Origin of the sequence: Streptomyces sp. NPDC092952 (assembly GCF_044754785.1) — a bacterium.
Lineage (GTDB): Bacteria > Actinomycetota > Actinomycetes > Streptomycetales > Streptomycetaceae > Streptomyces.
The window spans coordinates 212814-233406 of sequence record NZ_JBIVPT010000008.1; the positions used below are offsets into that span (position 1 = coordinate 212814).

18 protein-coding genes and 1 pseudogene are annotated in these 20593 nt (G+C 71.8%); 6 read left to right on the top strand and 13 right to left on the bottom strand.

Features of this window, described 5'->3' with window-relative positions:
* Nucleotides 1-240: 240 nt before the first annotated feature.
* Nucleotides 241-1716: a hypothetical protein gene (locus ACIQGQ_RS21325; RefSeq protein ID WP_402398158.1), complete on the bottom strand. Its 1476-nt coding sequence runs from the start codon at nt 1714-1716 to the stop codon at nt 241-243.
* A 433-nt stretch (nt 1717-2149) separates the two neighbouring features.
* Between ACIQGQ_RS21325 and ACIQGQ_RS21330 the strand changes: the two genes are divergently transcribed.
* Complete coding sequence (locus ACIQGQ_RS21330; protein WP_402398160.1) at nt 2150-2809, top strand: bifunctional DNA primase/polymerase; 660 nt, start codon at nt 2150-2152, stop codon at nt 2807-2809.
* Between the two features lie 89 nt (nt 2810-2898).
* Here the strand turns inward: ACIQGQ_RS21330 and ftsY are convergent, their stop codons facing one another.
* A complete protein-coding gene (ftsY, locus tag ACIQGQ_RS21335) occupies nt 2899-4110 on the bottom strand; it encodes a signal recognition particle-docking protein FtsY (protein WP_402398163.1) in 1212 nt (403 codons plus the stop codon).
* Nucleotides 4111-4219: 109 nt separating this feature from the next.
* Between ftsY and ACIQGQ_RS21340 the strand changes: the two genes are divergently transcribed.
* Together ACIQGQ_RS21340 and ACIQGQ_RS21345 are read left to right on the top strand one after the other, a co-directional pair.
* On the top strand, nt 4220-5632 hold the full coding sequence (locus ACIQGQ_RS21340) for a purine-cytosine permease family protein (protein WP_402398165.1): 1413 nt from the start codon (nt 4220-4222) through the stop codon (nt 5630-5632).
* A gap of 56 nt (nt 5633-5688) precedes the next feature.
* A complete protein-coding gene (locus ACIQGQ_RS21345; protein ID WP_402398167.1) occupies nt 5689-6654 on the top strand; it encodes an LLM class flavin-dependent oxidoreductase in 966 nt (321 codons plus the stop codon).
* Nucleotides 6655-6670: 16 nt separating this feature from the next.
* Here ACIQGQ_RS21345 and ACIQGQ_RS21350 read toward each other — a convergent pair whose 3' ends face one another.
* The 4 genes from ACIQGQ_RS21350 to ACIQGQ_RS21365 form a co-directional block, all read right to left on the bottom strand.
* Complete coding sequence (locus tag ACIQGQ_RS21350; RefSeq protein ID WP_402398169.1) at nt 6671-8083, bottom strand: sugar porter family MFS transporter; 1413 nt, start codon at nt 8081-8083, stop codon at nt 6671-6673.
* Nucleotides 8084-8165: 82 nt separating this feature from the next.
* Complete coding sequence (smc, locus tag ACIQGQ_RS21355) at nt 8166-11735, bottom strand: chromosome segregation protein SMC (RefSeq protein WP_402398171.1); 3570 nt, start codon at nt 11733-11735, stop codon at nt 8166-8168.
* Between the two features lie 358 nt (nt 11736-12093).
* Nucleotides 12094-12306 (bottom strand): hypothetical protein, encoded by a 213-nt coding sequence (locus tag ACIQGQ_RS21360; RefSeq protein WP_352276296.1) that lies wholly within the window; start codon nt 12304-12306, stop codon nt 12094-12096.
* Between the two features lie 434 nt (nt 12307-12740).
* Nucleotides 12741-13022 carry an acylphosphatase gene (locus tag ACIQGQ_RS21365; protein WP_402398173.1) on the bottom strand — a complete coding sequence of 94 codons (282 nt, stop codon included), beginning with the start codon at nt 13020-13022 and terminating at the stop codon, nt 12741-12743.
* A 145-nt stretch (nt 13023-13167) separates the two neighbouring features.
* Between ACIQGQ_RS21365 and ACIQGQ_RS21370 the strand changes: the two genes are divergently transcribed.
* The gene (locus tag ACIQGQ_RS21370; RefSeq protein ID WP_402398175.1) at nt 13168-14064 is read left to right on the top strand and encodes a CAP domain-containing protein; all 897 of its coding nucleotides are present in this window, start codon (nt 13168-13170) and stop codon (nt 14062-14064) included.
* Between the two features lie 31 nt (nt 14065-14095).
* On the opposite strand, the pseudogene ACIQGQ_RS21375 reads toward ACIQGQ_RS21370, so the two are convergent.
* A pseudogene (locus tag ACIQGQ_RS21375) lies at nt 14096-14779 on the bottom strand (tyrosine-type recombinase/integrase); the annotation flags it as partial.
* Between the two features lie 447 nt (nt 14780-15226).
* Here ACIQGQ_RS21375 and ACIQGQ_RS21380 point away from each other — a divergent pair.
* Complete coding sequence (locus ACIQGQ_RS21380; RefSeq protein ID WP_402398177.1) at nt 15227-15433, top strand: hypothetical protein; 207 nt, start codon at nt 15227-15229, stop codon at nt 15431-15433.
* Nucleotides 15434-15701: 268 nt separating this feature from the next.
* Here the strand turns inward: ACIQGQ_RS21380 and ACIQGQ_RS21385 are convergent, their stop codons facing one another.
* Nucleotides 15702-15983, bottom strand: a complete 282-nt coding sequence (locus ACIQGQ_RS21385) for a hypothetical protein (RefSeq protein ID WP_402398179.1) — start codon at nt 15981-15983, stop codon at nt 15702-15704.
* A 264-nt stretch (nt 15984-16247) separates the two neighbouring features.
* Between ACIQGQ_RS21385 and arr the strand changes: the two genes are divergently transcribed.
* The gene (arr, locus tag ACIQGQ_RS21390; RefSeq protein WP_402398181.1) at nt 16248-16658 is read left to right on the top strand and encodes an NAD(+)--rifampin ADP-ribosyltransferase; all 411 of its coding nucleotides are present in this window, start codon (nt 16248-16250) and stop codon (nt 16656-16658) included.
* Between the two features lie 21 nt (nt 16659-16679).
* On the opposite strand, the gene mutM is transcribed toward arr, so the two are convergent.
* From mutM to ACIQGQ_RS21415, 5 genes are all read right to left on the bottom strand, one after another.
* Nucleotides 16680-17528: a bifunctional DNA-formamidopyrimidine glycosylase/DNA-(apurinic or apyrimidinic site) lyase gene (mutM, locus tag ACIQGQ_RS21395; RefSeq protein WP_402398183.1), complete on the bottom strand. Its 849-nt coding sequence runs from the start codon at nt 17526-17528 to the stop codon at nt 16680-16682.
* Between the two features lie 90 nt (nt 17529-17618).
* Nucleotides 17619-18440, bottom strand: a complete 822-nt coding sequence (rnc, locus tag ACIQGQ_RS21400; protein WP_366296049.1) for a ribonuclease III — start codon at nt 18438-18440, stop codon at nt 17619-17621.
* A 19-nt stretch (nt 18441-18459) separates the two neighbouring features.
* A complete protein-coding gene (gene rpmF, locus ACIQGQ_RS21405) occupies nt 18460-18633 on the bottom strand; it encodes a 50S ribosomal protein L32 (protein ID WP_003965982.1) in 174 nt (57 codons plus the stop codon).
* Nucleotides 18634-18635: 2 nt separating this feature from the next.
* Nucleotides 18636-19307: a YceD family protein gene (locus tag ACIQGQ_RS21410; RefSeq protein ID WP_402398185.1), complete on the bottom strand. Its 672-nt coding sequence runs from the start codon at nt 19305-19307 to the stop codon at nt 18636-18638.
* Nucleotides 19308-19457: 150 nt separating this feature from the next.
* Nucleotides 19458-20561, bottom strand: a complete 1104-nt coding sequence (locus tag ACIQGQ_RS21415; protein ID WP_402398187.1) for an ATP synthase F0 subunit B — start codon at nt 20559-20561, stop codon at nt 19458-19460.
* Nucleotides 20562-20593: the final 32 nt, after the last annotated feature.

Here is a 20593-nt window from a genome sequence, read left to right on the forward strand (position 1 = left end):
GGTTGTGGCCACGAGATTCGCCCAGCGCGGTTTCCACCGATGCCGCACGGTGTTTCGCGGCGGTGACGAAGAGGTCCGGCGTGTTACGCCGTCATGAACCGGGAGTTGACGGGAGCACCGAGGGGTACGCGGACGCGGACCGGCCACGTCGGTCACCCGCTGACCTGGCAATGGGGGGAGCCGAAGTCGGTCGGTACGGGGTGGCCGGCGTGGCCGGGGTCGGGGTGCCGCTCGGGGTGTCTAGACCGCTTCCGCGGTCTCCGGCAGCTGTTCGGTGAGCAGGTCGGTGAGCCGGGCGACCTCGGGGATGTCCCCGAAGTCCCGGGCGGCGGTGTCGACGGTCTTGCGGAGGCGGGTGTTGACCCGCTCGGAGCGGACCTTCCGGGCGACCCGCAGGGCCCGCTCGGCCAGGACGGTGGACTGCTCCGGCTCGCGCTTGAGGAGGTGGACGGTGGCGAGGCCGATCAGGTTGAGCGCGTACGACCGCTGGTGCTCGTCGTCCTCCTCGAAGAGCTGGACGGCCTTCTCCATCAGGGGCTCGGCGAGCGAGGCGTACGTGGGGCTGCGGCCCGCCACGTAGGCGAGGTCGCGGTAGGAGTGGGAGTTCTCGCCGTTGAGCTCGGCCTCGGAGAAGAAGCGGATCCAGTCGGGCTCGGGCTCGCCGTCGAGCCCGACGTCGAGGAAGGTGTCCTCGGCCATCCGGACGGCCCGCCGGCACTTGCTGGGCTGGCCCATGTTGGCGTACGCGCGGGCCTCCATCGCATACAGCATGGCCTGGGTGCGCGGGGTGGCGCAGTCCCGGCTGCCGTACTGCGCGAGATGGATCAGCTCCAGGGCGTCGTCGGGGCGCCCGAGGTGGATCATCTGACGGCTCATGCTGGAGAGGATGTACGAGCCCAGCGGCTTGTCCCCGGCCTCCTTGGCGGCGTGCAGGGCGAGCACGAAGTACTTCTGGGCGGTGGGCTGGAGGCCCACGTCGTAGCTCATCCAGCCGGCCAGCTCGGACAGCTCGGCGGCGCACCGGAAGAGCCGCTTGGCGGTGGCCTCCGGCTGCGGCTCCTGGAGCAGGTCGGTGACCTCGTGGAGCTGTCCGACGACGGCCTTGCGGCGCAGCCCGCCACCGCACTGCGCGTCCCACTGGCGGAACATCGCGGTGGTGGACTCCAGCAGGTCGAGCTCGGGGCCGGAGAGCCGGGACGGGCGGTGGGACGGGGCCGCGGGCTCCGGTGCGGTCCGGGCGGAGGCGGGGACGGGCACCAGCCAGCGCTGCATGGGCTCGATCAGCGCGGGCCCGGCGGCCAGGGCGAGCGAGGAGCCCAGGAATCCGCGCCGGGCGAGCATCAGGTCGCTGCGGGAGAACTCGCTGAGCAGGGCGACGGTCTGCGGGCCCGCCCAGGGCAGGTCGACACCGGCGACCGAGGGCGACTGGTGCGCGGAGCGCAGCCCCAGGTCCTCGACGGCGACGACGGAACCGAAGCGCTCCGAGAAGAGCTCGGAGAGGATGCGCGGGATCGGCTCGCGCGGGTTCTCCCCGTCGAGCCAGCGCCGCACCCGGGAGGTGTCGGTGCTGATGTGGTGGGCGCCCATCTGGCGCGCCCGGCGGTTCACCTGGCGGGCCAGCTCCCCCTTGGACCAGCCGCTGCGCACGAACCACGAGCTCAGTTGTGCGTTGGGGCGCTTTCCGGCATTCGAAACGCCTGCGCCGCTGCCACTCACTGGAACGCCCCCATCCCGCTGGATACCTGTCGCGCGAACCACTACCAGAATGCCCTGAGCCGATGGCGCCGCTACGGAGAGAATGCGCCATCGAACGAGTAGTCGACTTGCCTCCGGCATACCCGTGGGCGCACATACTTCCATGGTTCGTGTACCGACGGTAATCCTACGATCACCCCCTGGGCGAGAGGGATTACGGAATCGCCACCATTCGCCACCCCTTCGAATGAACACCACCCGCATCGGGCGCGATTCACTTGACGCACACGATCACCAGGGGGCGCGGTGATGCGGGCCGGGGCGCGGGCGGAATCGCGCGCTCCCGGATGCCACCGGGCGCACTCCGGACCGACGACGACGGCGGGGCCGCACGGCGCCCCGGCCGTGCCGTGGCCGTCGTAACCACCGGCGAGTCGGACCCGTTGGAGGGGGTATGGGCTTCACGATCGGCGGCATCCGCGAGATCCGCACCGGCTCACGGCGTCGCGGCCGTGCCGCCGAGTGCACGGCACTGGCCGAGTACACCGGGCTGTGGGGCTGGGCCGTCGCGCCGGGTGCGCGGGCCGCTGCGGGCCGCTGCTCGTGCGGCGAGGCCGCCTGCCCCTCCCCCGGCGCCCATCCGCTGGACGGCGCCCCCGAGGTACCCGCCGGTGCCACGCTCGACGCGGCGGCCCGGGCATGGGCCCGGGTGCCGGGTGCCGCGATGCTGCTGCCGGTGGGCCGTACGTTCGACGTGCTGGACGTCGCGGAGGCGGCCGGGCGCCGGGCGCTGGTGCGGATGGAACGGATGGGACTGCCGCTCGGCCCGGTCGCGGTGACCCCGGCCGGGCGGGCGCGGTTCTTCGTGGCCCCCGGGGCCGCCGCCGAGCTCCCGCAGCTGCTCTACCGGATGGGCTGGGACGACGCCGGGCTGGACCTGAAGGCGCTCGGGCCCGGCTGCCACATCACGGCCCCGCCCTCCGACGAGGGCGGCCTGGGCCCGGTCCGCTGGCTGCGCCCCCCGGTGCTGGACACGGCGGCCACCCCGCCGCAGGCCCGGCTGCTGCTCGGCACCCTGGCGTACAGCTGCCACCGCGCCCCCCTCTGCGGCTGACCCGGGACCACCGGGCACCCCCCTGACGCCGGGAGCCCGACCGCGGCGGTGCCGTACGGTCGGGCTCCCGGACGGGTCCGAGGACGGGGTCAGTCGCCGATCAGGGCGTCGACGAACGCCTCCGGCTCGAAGGGGGCCAGGTCGTCCGGGCCCTCGCCGAGACCGACCAGCTTGACCGGCACGCCCAGCTCGCGCTGGACGGCGACGACGATGCCGCCCTTGGCGGTGCCGTCCAGCTTGGTGAGCACGATGCCGGTGATGTCCACGACCTCGGCGAACACCCGGGCCTGCACCAGGCCGTTCTGCCCGGTCGTGGCGTCGAGGACGAGCAGGATCTCGTCGAGCGGACCGTGCTTCTCGACGACCCGCTTGACCTTGCCGAGCTCGTCCATGAGGCCGGTCTTGGTGTGCAGCCGACCGGCGGTGTCGATGAGCACCACGTCGGCGCCCTCGGCGATGCCCTCCTTGACCGCGTCGAAGGCGATCGAGGCGGGGTCGCCGCCCTCGGGGCCGCGTACGGTGCGGGCGCCGACGCGCTCGCCCCAGGTCTGGAGCTGGTCGGCGGCGGCGGCGCGGAAGGTGTCGGCCGCGCCGAGCACGACGCTGCGGCCGTCGGCGACGAGCACCCGGGCCAGCTTGCCGGTGGTGGTGGTCTTGCCGGTGCCGTTGACGCCGACGACCATCACGACGCCGGGGGTGTCGAGACCGCTCTCCGTCTTGACCGCGCGGTCGAAGTCGGTGCCGAGCAGGGTGAGGAGCTCCTCGCGCAGCAGCCCGCGCAGCCCTTCGGGGGTACGGGTGCCGAGCACCCGGACGCGCTCGCGGAGCCGCTCCACCAGCTCCTGGGTGGGGGCGACGCCGACGTCGGCGGTGAGGAGGGTGTCCTCGATCTCCTCCCAGGTGTCCTCGTCGAGGTTGTCCCGGGACAGGAGCGTGAGCAGCCCCTTGCCGAGGGAGTTCTGCGAGCGGGCGAGCCGGGCGCGCAGCCGTACCAGCCGGCCGGCGGTGGGCTCGGGCACCTCGATGGCCGGGACGGCGGGCGCCTCCGGCTCGACGGCCCCGGGGGCCTCCTCGGCGGGGGCCCCGGCCTCCGGCGGGCCGACCTCCTCGATGGTGCGGCGCGGTTCCTCGCGCGGCGTCTCGGCCTCCTCGCCGACATGGGGCTCGGCGGGAGGTGTGATGGTCGGCGTGCTCGACGGTGCCGGGGGCAGCTGCTTCTTCTTGCGGCCGCTGACCACGAGCCCGCTGATCACGCCGACCGCGACCAGGGCGATGACTACAGCAAGGATGACGAATTCCATAACCCACCCAGTATCAGTCACGTCCGACCGGCGGGACCGTCCCGAAGGATCGCCCGGACATCCGCCCGATCGTTATGCACTCTTTGGGAGGAAAGGTACGATCCTGCCTGTGGAGACCCGTGGCCTGGAGCCCGTCCCCGACAGCGAGCGCACCGGCCGGGTCCGGGCCCTCTTCCCCACCTGGGTCGGCGCGAATCTGACCGTGCTCCTCCTCACCATCGGCGCGGGGCTCGTCGTCCTCGACCGGCTGAACCTCTGGCAGGTGCTGGCGGTCGCGGCGCTGGCCTCGGTGCTCGGTTTCGGGCTGGTCGGCCTGGTCTCGGTCGCGGGCAGCCGGGGCGGGGCGCCGGGCATGGCGCTGTCCCGGGCCGTCTTCGGGCAGCGCGGCAACCTGCTGCCCGGTGCGCTGACCTGGGTGGCCCGCTGGGGCTGGGAGACGGTGAACGCGGTCACCGGCACCTACGCGGCGCTGGCGGTGCTGGACCGACTCCTCGGCGTCCCGGCCGGCCGGCGCACGACCCTGGTGGTCCTGCTCGTCTTCGTGGGGTGCAGCTGGCTGGTGTCGGGGCTGGGCATAGGGGCGTTGCGGGTGTGCTGCACCTGGTCGGCGTACCTCTTCGGCGGCGTCAGCGTGCTCGTACTGGTCCATCTGGCCGGTGCGACGGACTGGCACGCCGTGCTCGCCCGGCCGCCCGGGCCGGCGGCGATGGTGGTCGCGGGGGTCGGCACGCTGGCGGCGGGCGGGATCAGCTGGGCCCCGTCGAGCCCGGACTTCGCCCGCTACCTGCCGCGTACGGCGTCCGGCTGGGCGATGACCGGGGCGACCGTGGCCGGTGCCGCTCTCGTCTATCTGCCGATGGTGGCGATGGGGGCGGTGATGGCCGTCGCCGAGCCGGGGCTGGCCGCCGCCCGCGATCCGGTCGCGTTCCTCGGTCCGCTGCTGCCGGGGTGGCTCGCGGTGCCGTACCTGCTGTTCGTCGTGGCCGGAATGGTGCTGATCAACGCGATGTCGCTGTACTCGGCCGGGTTCACCGCGCAGACGCTGGGGTTCCGGGTCCCGCGCGCGTGGGCGGTCGGGATGAACGCCGTGATCAGCCTGGGTCTGGGGATCTGGCTGATGTTCACGGCGGCCGGTTTCCTGGACGCGTTCGTCTCCTTCCTGACGCTGCTCGCCGTGACGTTCTCCGCCTGGATCGGCGTCTTCGCCGTGGACCTGCTGCGCGGCCGGGCGTACGACCCGGCGGCGCTCCTGGACACCACGCCGTCCAGCGCCTACTGGTACACCCGGGGCTTCGCCGTACCGGCCGTGGCCGCCTGGGCCGCCGGCCTGGCGACGGGACTGCTGCTCACCCGGGTGCGGTGGTTCACCGGCCCGCTCGCCACCACTTGGGCCGGGCGCCTGGGGCTCGGCTGGGCGGCCGCGATCGCGGTCTCCGCCACCCTGTACGCCGTACTGCCGCGCCCCGCCGGACAGCCCCGGGCCGACGGCGGAAGGACCGAGGACGCACCCCTACACATCTGACGCCTCGTCAGCTAATGTCCCGTTCGCCGCGCCCGCCGACGATGGGGACACGTCTCATGGCCTTCACAGTGGTCCGGTTCAATCTCGTCGATCCCGACGCCGCGCCCGAGCCGCTCTCGGCCCGCTACCGTGCCGCGCTGGAGATGGCCGCGTACGCCGACGGGCACGGCGTCGACACCGTGCAGACCGAGGAGCACCACGGCACCGCCAACTCCTGGCTGCCCTCCCCCTTCGCCTTCGCGGGCGCCGTCTTCGGCGCCACCTCCCGGATAGCGGTCACGGTCTCGGCGATCATCGGCCCGCTGCACGATCCGCTGCGGCTGGCCGAGGACATCGCCGTACTGGACCTGCTGAGCGCCGGCCGGCTGGTGACGGTGGCCGGGATCGGCTACCGGCCCGAGGAGTACGAGCAGGCGGGCGTCGAGTGGGGCAGGCGCGGGCGGCTCCAGGACGAGCTGCTGGAGACGCTGCTCCAGGCGTGGACCGGCGAGCCGTTCCCGTACCGGGGGCGGACGGTGCGGGTCACGCCGCGCCCGTACACCCAGCCGCACCCGATGCTGCTGGTGGGCGGCAGTTCGCGGGCGGCGGCGCGGCGGGCGGCCCGGCTCGGGCTGCCGTTCTTCCCGAGCGCGCACCTGCCGGAGCTGGAGGCGTACTACCACGAGCGGCGCGCCGCGTTCGGGACGGACGGCTTCTGCATGATGCCGTCCGCCGTGACGCCGCTGCTGCACGTCTCCGAGGATCCGGACCGGACGTGGGCCGTGTACGGCGAGCACTTCCTGCACGAGGCGCGCACGTACGCCTCCTGGCAGTCCAAGGACATCCGTTCGGCGGTGCGTTCGGCGGCGACGACGGTGGCGGAGCTGCGGGCCGAGGGGGTCTACCGGGTCCTCACCCCCGAGGAGTGCTCGGCGGCGGCCGGGGAGCTGGACAGCCTGGTGCTGCATCCGCTGTGCGGCGGGATGCCGGTCGAGGAGGGGTGGCGCAGCCTGCGGCTGTTCTGCGCGGCGCTCGGGCACTGAGGGGCCCGAGCGCCGCTCAGCCCATCTCCTCCAGCGCCTTGCCCTTGGTCTCCTTGACGAAGAGGAGCACGAAGGGGATGGAGAGCGTGGCGAAGCAGGCGTAGATGACGTACGTGGCCGAGAGGTTCCACTCGGACAGGCTCGGGAAGCTCGCGGTGATCGCCCAGTTGGCGAGCCACTGGGCGGAGGCGGCGACGCCGAGCGCGGCGGCGCGGATCCGGTTCGGGAACATCTCGCCGAGGAAGACCCAGACGACGACGCCCCACGACAGGGCGAAGAAGAGCACGAAGACATGGGCCGCGACGAGCGCCACCGCCCCCTGCGGGCTGGGCAGTTTGCCGTCGACCAGCTTCGCGGAGAAGGCCCAGGCCTCGAAGGCGAGGGCGACGGCCATGCCGGTGGAGCCCGCGAGGGCGAGCGGTTTGCGGCCCACCCGGTCGACCAGGACCATCGCGATGACCGTACCGATGATGTTGATGATGGACGTGGTGAACGAGTAGAAGAAGGACTCGGTCGGGTCGATGCCGACGGACTGCCAGAGCGTCGCCGAGTAGTAGAACGCCACGTTGATGCCGACGAGTTGCTGGAAGACCGAGAGGCCGATGCCGATCCAGACGATCGGCAGGAAGCCGAAGCGGCCGCCGAGCAGGTCCCGGAAGGTGGACTTGTGCTCGCGGTGCATGGCGGTCTCGATCTCGGCCACCCGGGCGTCGAGGTCGACGCCCTTGCCCTCGACCTCGGCGAGGATCCTGCGGGCCCGCTCCGTGCGGCCGACCGAGATCAGGAACCGTGGCGACTCGGGGATCGCGAAGGAGAGCAGCCCGTACAGGAGGGCCGGGACGACCATCACGCCGAGCATCCACTGCCAGGCCTCCAGGCCGCCGATCCGGCCGCGCTGGTCGCCGTCGGCGAGTTGCAGGATGCCGTAGTTGACCAGCTGGGAGATGGCGATGCCGATGACGATCGCCGCCTGCTGGAAGGAGCCGAGCCGGCCCCGGTAGGCGGGTGGCGAGACCTCCGCGATGTACGCGGGGCCGATCACCGAGGCCATCCCGATGGCGAAGCCGCCGATGATGCGCCACATCGCCAGGTCCCAGAGGGCGAACGGCAGGGCCGAACCGACCGCGCTGATGGTGAAGAGCCCGGCGGCGATCCGCATGCACTGGATGCGGCCGATGCGGTCGGCGATCCGGCCGGCGGTGGCCGCGCCGATCGCACAGCCGATCAGGGCGATGGCGATGACCTGGGCGAGGGTGGCGGAGCCGATGTCGTAGCGGCTGCGGATGGCCTCGACGGCGCCGTTGATGACCGAGCTGTCGTAGCCGAACAGGAAGCCGCCCATGGCGGCGGCCGCGGTGATGAAGATGACGTGGCCGAGGTGGTCGGGCTGGCTCGCCCCGGCCGCCGGTCCCTGCGCTGTACTGGTCACATGTGCTCCTGACGGGTCATCCCCCAGTGGCGCACATCTTTCCGGCGTCCACCACTCGGGCGGTGGACGCCGGGCACCCGGCTCAGCGCAGCCGCTGGCTGATCACCTTGGAGACGCCGTCGCCCTGCATCGACACGCCGTACAGCGCGTCGGCGACCTCCATCGTCCGCTTCTGATGCGTGATCACGATGAGCTGCGAGCTCTCCTGGAGCTCCTCCATGATCCGGATCAGCCGCTGGAGGTTGGTGTCGTCGAGCGCCGCCTCCACCTCGTCCATCACGTAGAACGGGCTCGGCCGGGCCTTGAAGATGGAGACCAGCAGCGCCACCGCCGTCAGCGAGCGCTCCCCGCCGGAGAGCAGCGAGAGCCGCTTGACCTTCTTGCCGGGCGGCCGTGCCTCGACGTCCACCCCGGTCGCGAGCATGTTCTCCGGGTCGGTCAGGACGAGCCGGCCCTCGCCGCCCGGGAAGAGCCGCGAGAAGACGCCCTCGAACTCGCGGGCGGTGTCCCGGTACGCCTCCGTGAACACCTGCTCGACCCGCTGGTCGACCTCCTTGATGACCTGGACCAGATCGGCCCGGGTCTTCTTCAGGTCCTCCAGCTGCTCGGAGAGGAACTTGTGCCGCTCCTCCAGCGCCGAGAACTCCTCCAGGGCGAGCGGATTCACCTTTCCGAGCTGCTGGTACGCCCGTTCGGCCGACCTGAGCCGCTTCTCCTGCTCGGCCCGGACGAAGGGGGCCGGCCGGTTGCGCGGATGCTCCGGGTCCTCGGGCAGTTCCTCGCCCTCCGCCGCCGGGGACGGCGGCACGGGCTGGTCGGGGCCGTACTCGGCGGTCAGCCCTGCGGGCTCGACGCCCAGCTCCTCCAGCGCCTTCGTCTCCAGCTGCTCGATCCGCAGCCGCTTCTCGGCGCCGAGCACCTCGCCCCGGTGCACGGAGTCGGTGAGCTTGTCCAGCTCGCTCTTGAGGTCGCGGCCCCGGCCTCGCTCCGCCGCCAGCTCCCGCTCCCGCTCCCCCTTCGCCGCCTCGGCCGCGGCCCGCTCCCGCTCGGCCCGTACGACGGAGACCTCGACGTGGGCGAGGAGCTGGCGGGCGCCGGAGGCCACCGCGGCGGCCACCTGGGCCTCGTGGCGGCGGCGGGCCCGGCGCCGCTCGGCGCGGGACCGGGCCTCCCGTTCGGCACGGGCGCCCCGGTCGAGGGCGTCCGCCCGGCCCGCGAGCGCCTTGACCCGCTCCTCGTGGGTACGGGCCTGGAGGCGGGCCTCCATCTCGGTCTGGCGGGCGTTGGCGCCGTCGGCGGCGAGCCGGTCCCGTACGGCGGTGTCCGGCTCGTCCGCCACGGGGACCTCCTCGGCGACCAGCAGCCGCTCGGCCAGCTCCTCGGCCTCCTCGACCGCCCGGTCCAGGGCCTCCTGTGCGCGGGCGGCGGAGGCGGTCGTCCGCTCGGCCTCGCCCGCCGCGCCCCGGGCCTGCCCGGCCAGCCGCCCCAGCTGCTGGGCGACCCCGGACTTCTCCCGCTCGGCGGCCCGGCGCCGCTCCCCCAGCTCGTCGACGAGCCCGGCCGCGGCCCGGCGCCGCTCCCCGGCGGCCCGCTGCGCCTCGGCGGACTCCGCGCACCGCACGGCCAGCTCCTCCAGCTGGGCGGCGGCCTCGTCGACCGACGCCTGCACTTCGAGGAGGCTGGGCGCACCGGCGGAGCCGCCGTGCGCGAAGTGGGCGGAGAGGATGTCGCCCTCGGCGGTCACGGCCGTCAGCTCCGGGCGGGCCTCGACGAGGTCCTCGGCGTCCTCCAGGGTGGCGACGACCACCATGCCCCGCACCAGTACGCGTACGGCGTCCACCAGTTCGGCGGGACCGCCGACCAGATCGGCCACGGCGGGCGGCCCGGTATCCACGCGGACGGCCGGGGCCACCTGCCGCGCCGCCCCGGCACGCCCCCCGCCCAGCAGCAGCGCGGCCCGCCCCGCGTCCTGCTTGCGCAGCAGCCGGATGGCCTCCGCCGCCGAGGCCGGGTCCGTCGCCGCGACCGCGTCGGCCGCCGCGCCGAGCGCCGCCGCGACCGCCACCTCGTACCCCGCCGCCACGGTCAGCAGTTCCGCGGCCGGACCGAGCAGCCCGGCCGGCCGGTCCCGCGCCCCGAGCAGCGCGCCCGTACCGTCCTTGCGGCGCAGCCCGAGGGCCAGCGCGTCGTGACGGGCCGCCACCGCCGCCCGCCGCCGCTCCTCGGCGGTGGCCGTCTCCCGGGCCGCGGTGAGCTCCGCCTCCGCCCGGGCCAGTTCCTGCCGGGCGGTCTCGTGCTGTTCGCCGAGTTCCTCGTCCCCGGCGTCCAGCCCGGCCACCTCGGCCTTCAGCTGCTCGTACTCCTCCTGGGCGGCGACCGCCCGCTCCCGTGCCTCGTCCCGGGCCGCGGCCAGCCGGTCGATCTCGGCCTGCGCCGAAGCGGCCCGTCCCCGGGCCGCGTTGACCTGGCCGGTCAGCCGGGCGAGCCCCTCGCGGCGGTCCGCGATGGCGCGGGCGGCGTCCTTGAGGCGGCGCTCCTCGGCCGCCAGCTCCCGTTCCAGCTCGGCGCGGTGGGCCGAGGTGTCCTCCAGGGCGTGCTCGGCCGCGGTGAGCGCGGCGGTCAGCTCCGCCTCCTGCTCGCGGATCCGGACGGCCTCCCGCTCCATGTCCTCGGGGTCGCGGCCGCGCCGCTCCTCCTCCACGGGGGCGGCGGCGCTCGTGACCCGGGCGTCGGCCAGCGAGACCGTGCCGCGGACCCGCTCGGCCAGCTGGGAGAGCTCGTACCAGGTCTGCTGGGCCCGCTGGAGCCGGGGCGCGAGGCGCCGCACCTCCTCCTCCAGCTCCGCCTCACGGCCGAGCGCCGCCCTCAGCTCCGTCTCGGCGGCCTCGCGGCGCTGCTTGAGCGCGGCCTCGTCGGCGATCTCGTCGCGCAGCGCCGTGCGGAGCGTGACCAGGTCGTCGGCGAGCAGCCGCAGTCTGGCGTCGCGCAGGTCGGCCTGGATGACGGCGGCCCGGCGCGCCACGGCGGCCTGTCTGCCGAGCGGCTTCAGCTGCCGTCGCAGCTCGTCGGTGAGATCCTGGACGCGGGCGAGGTTGGCGCCCATCGCGTCCAGCTTCCGCAGCGCCTTCTCCTTGCGCTTGCGGTGCTTGAGGACGCCTGCGGCCTCCTCGATGAAGGCGCGGCGGCCGGCCGGGTCGGCGTGGAGCACGGAGTCGAGCTGGCCCTGGCCGACGATGACGTGCATCTCGCGGCCGATGCCGGAGTCGGAGAGAAGCTCCTGGATGTCCAGGAGGCGGCAGGTGTCGCCGTTGATCTGGTACTCGCTGCCGCCGTTGCGGAACATGATCCGGGTGATCGTCACCTCGGCGTACTCGATGGGCAGCGCGCCGTCGGAGTTGTCGATGGTCAGCGACACCTCGGCCCGGCCGAGCGGCGGGCGCCCGGTGGTACCGGCGAAGATGACGTCCTCCATCTTGCCGCCGCGCAGGGATTTGGCTCCCTGTTCCCCCATGACCCAGGAGAGCGCGTCCACCACATTGGATTTGCCGGAGCCATTGGGGCCGACGACACAGGTGATACCGGGTTCGAACCGGAGCGTCGTGGCGGAGGCGAACGACTTGAAACCACGCAGGGTCAGGGCCTTGAGGTGCACGCCGCCGGACTCTACCTTTCACTCTCGGTTTCACCCATGAAGGTGCAGGGCACATCAGACGTTAAGGGAAGGGGTACGCCGGGGGGCGGGCTCCGTGCACGTCCGGGCGGAAATGACGCCGGACGCGGGTGCGGACGGAAAAGAAAAAGGGACGCCGAAGCGCCCCTTGGTAAATCTTGTGCGGTGCTCCGCACGGTGGTTCTGGTGCAGCTGCGCATGCCGGATCAACGACATGTCACGGAAGTGACAGATCAAGAGCAGTGATCTTCAATGATCCGACGGTGATTCCGGCGACGATCCGGGTGATGATCCCGGCGGCTGACGCTTACGGACCCGACCGGCCACGAGGGCCCATCGGTCAGGTCAGCGCCGGCTCCGCCTGAGGTACGTCGATGTCGATGCTGTCGAGCAGCGACTCTTGGTGCTGGGCGGCGGCGGTGAGCGCGTCGTTCTCGTCCTGGATCCGTACGAGCTCGGATTCCAGGTCCTGGACACGCTGCTGGAGCCGTCGCATCTCGGCGAGGAGTCGCGGGTCGGAGCCGCCGACGTAACCGAGAAGCGCCTTTGCCATGAGGATGGTCCTCCACACTGAGTGACCGACCGATGCGGTGTGGGTCGTGAGGGAATCGCACCCGCGGTGCTCGGCAGTGCTCTGTCGTCACTGCTGTCCTGCTGCCGAACAGCTCTGCCAAACAGCTAAGGTGCGCGGGGATTTCAGAGTCTCACCAAAAAGTTTGACGGTCAACACGATCACGCCCGGCAGAGGGAGCATCCCGCGGTGCGCGGCCCGACGATCATGCGGCGCGTCTCTCCTGCGGGGCCCGACGGGGCGTGGAGATCATTCCTATTGCGGCAGCCTGGCACGTCGGCCCATTCCTGGCAACCATCCGGACATTCCGCAGGTCATTTCATGTGTACGGAAATGGACGGGCCCCCCGGTAACCCTTCGGCCGCCATCGAACACGGTCCGAACACAGCGCGTTCCGCGCCCGGGACGGGCCCCGCTCAGCGGATGGCGAAGCCCTCGTAACCTCCGCGCGGCGTGTCCCATATCTCAGTGACCCCGTCCACCTGTCCGGGTGTGTCGGCCGAGCGCAGCCAGTCCAGCAGCCGCTCGCAGCTCTCCCGCCGCCCTTCGGCGACGACCTGCACCCGGCCGTCGTCGAGATTGAGCGCGAAGCCGGTGAGGCCACCGATCTCCAGCGCGTTCTCCCTGGTGAACCAGCGGAATCCGACCCGTTGCACCCGGCCGCGCACCCAGGCGGTCAGCCGTACCTCTTCGTCCATGCCCGAACGCTAACCGGCCGACGGCGCCCGGAGCACATCCCTCCGCATGTCCATGGCGTACAGTCCCCACCCAATAGACTCACCCGAACGGGTTAAGACCGGTGGCGTCGGAAGCGGCGTCCGGACCGTCAGAAGGGCTCAGCAGATGGGAAGCCATCGTCGCTCCGCCGTCACTCCGGCCACCGACGACCACGAGGCGCGGGGCGCGGCCCGGAAGCCGGTCGGGCACCGCGGGAAGCGGTCCGGCTCGGCCATCCGTACCGGAATGGTCGGCGTCTCCGCGGCGCTGGCGGTGGGGGCCGTGGCGATGACCACGGGGCTGATACCCGGCGGCTCCACCCTCACGCTCGGCGGCGGCCCCGCCGAGCGGGTGCGCGCCGACAGCTCCCCCGACGTACAGGCCGAGGCCGGCCGGGGCGCCACCGCCGCCGACCGGGGCACGGGCCGGGCCGACGCCCCGCACCGGAGTCCGTCCCCGGCCGGATCGCCCTCCGCCGCCCCGTCCGCCACGAAGTCACCCGCCGCCGGACGGAAGAAGCCGTCCGCCCCGGCCGCGAAGGCGACTCAGCCCGGGACCGCCGCCCGCAGCACCGCCCCGGCCGCCACCAGGACCGAGACCCCCACCGCGCCGAGGACCACCGCCGCCGCCACCCGGGGCTCCGCCGTCACCGACGCGCGGGCCGCCGTGCTCTCCCTGGTGAACCAGGAGCGCGCGAAGGTCGGCTGCTCCCCGCTGACCGCCAGCTCCCCGCTCACCTCGCTGGCGCAGAACTACAGCGAGGACATGGCCGCCCGCGGCTTCTTCGACCACACCGACCCGGACGGCCGCTCCCCCTGGGACCGTGCCTCGAAGGTCGGCGTCCAGGGCCTGGCCGCCGAGAACATAGCCCGTGGCCAGGCGGACGCGCGGGCCGTGATGGCCGCCTGGATGGACAGCCCGGGCCACCGCGCCAACATCCTGAACTGCGACTACAAGACCTTCGGCCTCGGTGTCCACCACGGCTCCGGCGGCCCCTGGTGGACCCAGGAGTTCGGCTTCTAAGAACCTCGCAGGTCAACGACCTATCCCTCTCTTCCTGGGCCGTCTCCGGGCCGTCATTGGCGCCCGGGGCGGCCCAGACCGCGTCTACGGCGGCGCGCGTACGGGTCTCGCTCGACGGCATCAGATGCGTGTAGGTCCGCAGTGTGAAGCCGGGGTCATGGTGGCCCAGGTACTCGCTCAGGGCCTTGATGCTCTCCCCCGCGTCCAGGAGCACCGAGGCATAGAAGTGCCGTAGAGCGTGCATCCCGTTGTCCCGACCCCCGACCACGCCGGCGGCGCGCAGAGCGGGCCTCCACTGCCGATCGTTGAACCGGTTGCGATTGAGCGCGTACCCCTCAGGGCTCCGGAAGATCAGCGACGCAGTGACGGGCGGCCCATCCAACGTCTTCCACGGCAGTGTCACGTCCGCAGCAGGCACATGCGTCAGGTGGCCAGCCAAGCCGAGGGCGATGGACTCGGGCAGAGGGACATCCCGCTCCTTGCCACCCTTGGGCGGAGCGAACACGGGCCGTCCACGGAGTAGCTTCACTTGCCGGACCACGTGCAGAACGCCGCCGAGGAAGTCCACATCCTCAACCGCGAGCCCGAAGACCTCGCCCTGACGCAAACCGCATCCGGCAGCGGGGTCCACCATCGCGCGGTACCTCTCCGGCAGAGCTTCCCGAACAGCCTTGACGCGCTCGGCGGGCCAAGGCTTGACCTTGCGGGGATCAAGGCACCCGGCTGCGCTCCGCTCCGCCGGGCGCGCTTCCCGGCTCTGGCTGCGCCCGCGCTCCTGCCTTCGGCCCGCTCGGCGCTGCCGCCGCCGACGCGCGCCCGCAGTGGATAGGCCCGTGGGGCATGAGGCGAGAACCGAGCCGGCGGCTTCAAGAGGATGCCTCCGGCGGGGGCGCTCAGACTCCGGGATGGACGGGGCACCGTTCGCGAGTGCCGGCCGGAGCGGGGCGAGCGTCGTGGGGCTCCCATCCCGACCACCTTCGACCCAGGCAGAGCCGAGCAGTCGCGGCTCAGGGCGTCAAGGTCGTTCGTACAGTGGCGCGCTCCACCTTGACGCCCTGAACCACGCCCGCTCCACGGTGTGTGGGTCGAAGGCGGACGGGATGGGAGCTGGGGTGAGTGGTGGGTTGGGATAGGGGGTTAAGGCTCGCTGTAGCGTGACCGCATGGATGAACCAAGGATCAAGGTGTACGGCTCGGGCACCGAGATCACCGTCGCAGCGAACGCCGCCGGTCTGCGAGACCTGGCAGAGCGACTCGTCAGCCTCTCCGATCCCGAGCTCCGAGACGGCTACCACGAGCATCTTGAGAGCGGCATCAACCTCGAAGACGGCTCGATCAGTCTGATCCTGGAACGCGACGACGACCTGTAGGGCTCCTGACCACGGGAAGTCTTGTCAAGGCTGCCCAGCTTCCTGACATCAGCATCTGACACCAACGAGCACGAACCGTACCGGCCAATGGCGAACGACGTCGGCTGGACAGTCAAGGAACGGCGGAGGTTCCTAGACGTCGTGCGTGTCCAGCGATCGACCTGATAAGGATGAGGCCAGATCTCGAAGCCAGCATCCGGCACGGGCGCTGTCCTCGTTGATGGACGGCGCCCGTCAGCTTGACTCACTCATTGAGACTCCACCGACCTCAGTCGTTCATAGACAGCTCTCGGCGCATCAAGTCTCGGTAGTCGTAGTGGCGCGCCTGAAACTCCATGGCTTCGTCCATGGTCACGCCCTCCTTGGCCACATAGACCTCAGCGGCGGCCGTCTGCGCCTTGTACGCCTGATCCTTCAGGAAGGCCACCAGCTCACTCGCCGTGGCTTCCGGGTGCAACTCGAACCAGGTCGCGGCCAACTGGTAGCAGTACGTATGCATCTGGGCTTGGTTGTGCGCCATGAAATCTTGGGTGGCATTACGACGAGTCATGGGCCAAGCATGTCGTGTTGGAACAAACCGTGTGGCCCCTTTGCCACCATGCGCCCGTCGGGCCGTCCTGGGGCCGTCGGAGGGTGCTCAACGACAACCAACGCTGACAACCACCGACGGCTAAGTCACAGGTCGCAGCGTTGATCGATTGCACGACCGCAGGTCAGAGTCCTGGGCCTTCACTTGTTCGGCTTCTGACGCGGAGCCGGGCAGTACCGCCCGGAACTTCCCGCGCGCCCCGGCCCGGGTCGGTAGCCTGTCGCGATGGGCGAAATACTGGACACGGGACCGTTCTTCCACGGCACGAAGGCCGACCTGCGGACCGGGGACTTCCTGACCTCGGGCTTCCGCTCCAACTACCGGCCGGAAGTCGTCATGAACCACATCTACTTCACGGCGCTCCGCGACGGTGCCGGTCTCGCGGCCGAGCTCGCCGCCGGTGACGGCGAGCCCCGCGTCTACCTGGTCGAGCCGACCGGGGAGTTCGAGAACGACCCCAACGTCACCGACAAGAAGTTCCCCGGCAACCCCACCCGCTCCTACCGCAGCAGGGACCCGCTCCGGATCGTCGCCGAGGTCGACGACTGGACGCGGCTGACCCCCGAGGCGCTCCGGGCCTGGCGGGACCGGCTCGCCGCGATCCGCGCGGAGGACCGGGGCGAGATCCTCAACTGAGGACCGCCCCGCCCGGCGGCCTCACCGCAGGCGCTGGCACTTCGGGCAGAAGTGGGACGACCGGTTCATGAAGGCGACGCGCCGGATCGGGGTCCCGCAGCGGCGGCAGGGTTCGTCCTCCCGGCCGTAGGCGTCGAGGGAGCGGTCGAAGTAGCCGGACTCGCCGTTCACATTGACGTAGAGGCTGTCGAAGCTGGTGCCGCCCTGGTCGAGTGCGGCGTTCATCACGTCGCGGACATGGCCGAGCAGCTCGGTGGACCGGGGCCGGGTGAGGTTCTCGGTCGGCCGGTCGAAGTGCAGCCGGCTGCGCCAGAGCGCCTCGTCCGCGTAGATGTTGCCGACGCCGCTGATCAGCGACTGGTCGAGCAGGGCGCGCTTGACCGTGGTGCGGCGCAGCCGCAGGGCCGTGTGGAAGGCGGCGTCGTCGAAGGCCGGGTCCAGGGGGTCGCGGGCGATGTGGGCGATCGCCTCGGGGAGCCCCTCGGGGGTGTTGTCGTGGAGCGAGAGCCCGCCGAAGGTCCGCTGGTCGACGAAACGGAGCTCGGTGCCGAGGGTGTCGTCGAACCGGACCCGGACCCGCAGGTGCTTCTCGTCCGGCGCGTCCTCGGGCTGCACGAGCAGCTGGCCGCTCATGCCGAGGTGGCCCAGGAGCGAGCCGGCCGCGTCGTCCAGCGGAATCCAGAGGTACTTGCCGCGCCGCATCGCAGTACCGAAGCGGGCGCCGGTGAGCCGGGCCGCGAAGTCCGCCCCGCCGCCCGGGTGGCGGCGGACCGCGCGCGGATGCAGCACCTCGGCCCCGGCGACGGTGCGGCCGGTGACCCAGCGCTCCAGACCACGCCGTACGACTTCGACCTCGGGCAGCTCGGGCACGGTGACGCTCCTGGGAGAGAGGGGTGGGTGCTGATCCGTTTCGGGCAGGACAAAACCCCCGGTGCACCGGGCACCGGGGGTTTCCTCGCCTCAGGCGGGAGCCGTGTCCGTGGACGGCGGGTCCGCGGGGGCGTCGGTGGCGCCCCCGTCGGCCGCGGCCTTCGCCGCGGCCGCCCGCTCCTCCGCGGCTGCGCTGATTCCGCGCCAGGCGGACTCCGCGGCCTGCTGCTCCGCTTCCTTCTTGCTACGGCCGGTGCCGGTGCCGTACGAGACACCACCGACGCGAGCAGCAGCAGTAAAGGTCTTCTCGTGGTCCGGGCCGGTCTCCGTGACGACGTACTCGGGGACTCCGAGACTCTCGCCGGCGGTGAGCTCCTGGAGACTGGTCTTCCAGTCCAGGCCGGCACCGAGGTTGGAGGACCTGTCGATCAGCGGGTCGAAGAGCCGGTGGACCAGCTCCGAGGCCGCGCTGAGGCCCTGGTCGAGATAGACCGCGCCGATCACCGCTTCAAGGGTGTCGGCGAGGATGGACGCCTTGTCCCGGCCGCCCGTGCCCTCTTCACCCCGGCCGAGCCGGATGAAGGAGCCGAGTTCGAGGCCGCGGCCCACTTCCGCAAGCGCACGCGAGTTGACCACCGCGGCCCGCAACTTGGCCAGCTGGCCTTCGGGCAGGTCGGGGTGGGTGCGGTACAGCGTGTCCGTGACCACCAGGCCGAGCACCGAATCCCCGAGGAATTCGAGCCGCTCGTTGGTGGGCAGACCGCCGTTCTCGTACGCGTACGAGCGATGGGTCAGCGCACGCACCAGAAGGGCGGTCTCGAGTCGATACCCGAGCCGCCCTTCCAGAAGCGTGTGGGACGAGGCTGTGTTGACGTTGTCTGCCTTCTTCTTGGCATGGGACAACTCAGACATCGGGCCTCTCACCAGCCGCTCAGACTTCGAGGACCTGGCGCTTGTTGTACGTGCCGCAGCTGGGGCACGCGATGTGCTGCAGCTTCGGCTCCTGGCAACGCTCGCACGAAACCAGGGTGGGGACCGCAGCCTTCCACTGCGACCGGCGGTGGCGCGTGTTGCTGCGCGACATCTTCCGCTTCGGAACAGCCACGGCTACTTCTCCTGCTTCTCGTCGACGCCCGCTTCGGCGCCGCCCATGTTGTCCTTCTCGCCGTCCTGAACGGTCTCGGCGAGTCCTTGCAATGCCGCCCAACGGATGTCGACGGCGTCGTGGTGATGACCGGGGTTCTCGTCCAGCCTGACTCCGCACTCGGAGCACAGACCGGCACAGGACTCCCGGCACACCGGCTGCATCGGCAGTGCGAGCACCACCGCATCACGCAGCACTGGTTCGAGGTCGAACAAGCCGTCCTCGACGAAGAGCCTGTCCTCGTCGTCCTCGGCGTCGTCGGCCGGTTCCGCCTTCGGGCGGCCACGGTCGTCGGCGTCAGGGTACGAGAACATCTCCTGGAAGTCCGCCACGACCTCAAGGCGCAGCGGCTCCAGACACCTTACGCACTCCCCCTCGGCGGACGCACGGGCGGTGCCTGTGACAAGCACCCCTTCCATGACCGACTCGAGGCGGAGGTCCAGCTCCACGGGCGCGCCCTCGGGCACGCCGATGACCCCGTCGATGCCGAGGACCGCGGGCGGACCGGGTGCGTCCACCGTGCGGGAGAGCCGCTGGAGGGCACCGGGACGCCGCCCCAGCTCGTGCGTGTCGAACACGAGGGGGTTTCGGTGGTCGAGGTGGCCGTTCAGGGCTGTTCCTGCTTTCGCGATCATGTGCAGCGCACATCGTGGGGAGGGCCGACCGGCTTCGGAGCCGAAGGCGGGCAGCCGGGATCGCGGACATACGCGCGACCGAAGAGCCAGGATACTGGACGCGCCGCCCAGCTCCCAATCCGGGCCGATCCCCCCTGCGGGCCCGCCTGGTCAGCGCCCCTGTTCGTAGCGGCGGAGCTGGTCCAGGTCGATCATGCTGGTGTCGAAGAGGCTGGTCTCGTCGAGGGCGCTCCCGGGCTGCTCGGGAAGGCCCTGCTGGGGCTGTACGGGCTGCTGCCAGCCGTCGTAGCCCTGGGCGGCAGGCATCTGGGCCTGGCCCTGCCCCTGGTCGTAGCCCTGCTGCTGGTAGGCGGCGTACGGGTCCGGCTGCTGCGGGTAGCCGTAGGCGTCCTGCTGGGGCTGCTCCTGGTAGCCGTAGCCCTCCGCGTAGGCGGGCTGGGCGCTCTCCGCGTAGGACGGCTGGACCTGGGCGGGGAACTGCTGCGGGGGCTGCTGGTGCACCGGTGCGGGCTCCGGGGTGGCGAGCTCGGCGAGCCCGGCCCAGTGGTCCTCGTCGCTCATGCGCTGCTGACCGCCCGCCGCGTCCTGCGCGGCCACGTGCGCGCCCAGGTCGTCGGTGGGGATCCGGCCGTGGAGCTTCTGCCGGCCGCGGCCGACCGCCTCCAGGGTCTTGGCGAGCACCGCCTCGAAGGCGCCGAGCTTGGTGTCGACGTACTCGTCGGCCCGGCGCTGGAGCGTGGCCGGGTCGGTGGAGCGCTCGGGGGCCTCGGCGAAGTCCGGGTCCTCGTAGCCCTGCTCGTCGAAGGGGGTGCCGCGGCCGAGAAGCTTCTCGCGGCCCCGGTCGACGGAGCCGATGGTCTTGGTGAGGACGACCTCGAAGTTGGCGAGCTTGCTGTCGACGTACTCGTCGGCCTCGGCCTTGACCTCGGCGGCCTCCCGGCGGGCCTCCTCCAGGATCCGGTCGGCCTCGCTCTGGGACTGCCGGGCGATCTCGGTACCGGCGATCAGCGAGGTGCGCTCGGCGCGGGCGGACTCGATGATCCGCTCGGCCTCCCGGCGGGCCTGCTCGGCCAGCTGCTCCTGGCCGCCGATGAGCTCCTGGGCGTGGGCGAGCGAGCCGGGCAGGGCGTCGCGCACCTCTTCGAGCATCGCCAGCAGGTCGGCGCGGTTGACCACGCACGAAGCCGACATGGGCATCGACCGGGCGCTCCCGACGACTTCGACGATCTCGTCGAGCTTCTTCTGCACGTCCACCGTGTGCTCGCCACTCTCTACAGCCGATTGGA

Coding starts and splice junctions, on each gene's coding strand:
- ACIQGQ_RS21330 (WP_402398160.1), top strand. CDS start 2,150: ATGGGCTTCACGATCGGCGGCATCCGCGAGATCCGCACCGGCTCACGG.
- ftsY (WP_402398163.1), bottom strand. CDS start 4,110: ATGGAATTCGTCATCCTTGCTGTAGTCATCGCCCTGGTCGCGGTCGGC.
- ACIQGQ_RS21345 (WP_402398167.1), top strand. CDS start 5,689: ATGGCCTTCACAGTGGTCCGGTTCAATCTCGTCGATCCCGACGCCGCG.
- ACIQGQ_RS21360 (WP_352276296.1), bottom strand. CDS start 12,306: ATGGCAAAGGCGCTTCTCGGTTACGTCGGCGGCTCCGACCCGCGACTC.
- ACIQGQ_RS21365 (WP_402398173.1), bottom strand. CDS start 13,022: ATGGACGAAGAGGTACGGCTGACCGCCTGGGTGCGCGGCCGGGTGCAA.
- ACIQGQ_RS21370 (WP_402398175.1), top strand. CDS start 13,168: ATGGGAAGCCATCGTCGCTCCGCCGTCACTCCGGCCACCGACGACCAC.
- ACIQGQ_RS21380 (WP_402398177.1), top strand. CDS start 15,227: ATGGATGAACCAAGGATCAAGGTGTACGGCTCGGGCACCGAGATCACC.
- ACIQGQ_RS21385 (WP_402398179.1), bottom strand. CDS start 15,983: ATGACTCGTCGTAATGCCACCCAAGATTTCATGGCGCACAACCAAGCC.
- arr (WP_402398181.1), top strand. CDS start 16,248: ATGGGCGAAATACTGGACACGGGACCGTTCTTCCACGGCACGAAGGCC.
- rnc (WP_366296049.1), bottom strand. CDS start 18,440: ATGTCTGAGTTGTCCCATGCCAAGAAGAAGGCAGACAACGTCAACACA.
- ACIQGQ_RS21410 (WP_402398185.1), bottom strand. CDS start 19,307: ATGATCGCGAAAGCAGGAACAGCCCTGAACGGCCACCTCGACCACCGA.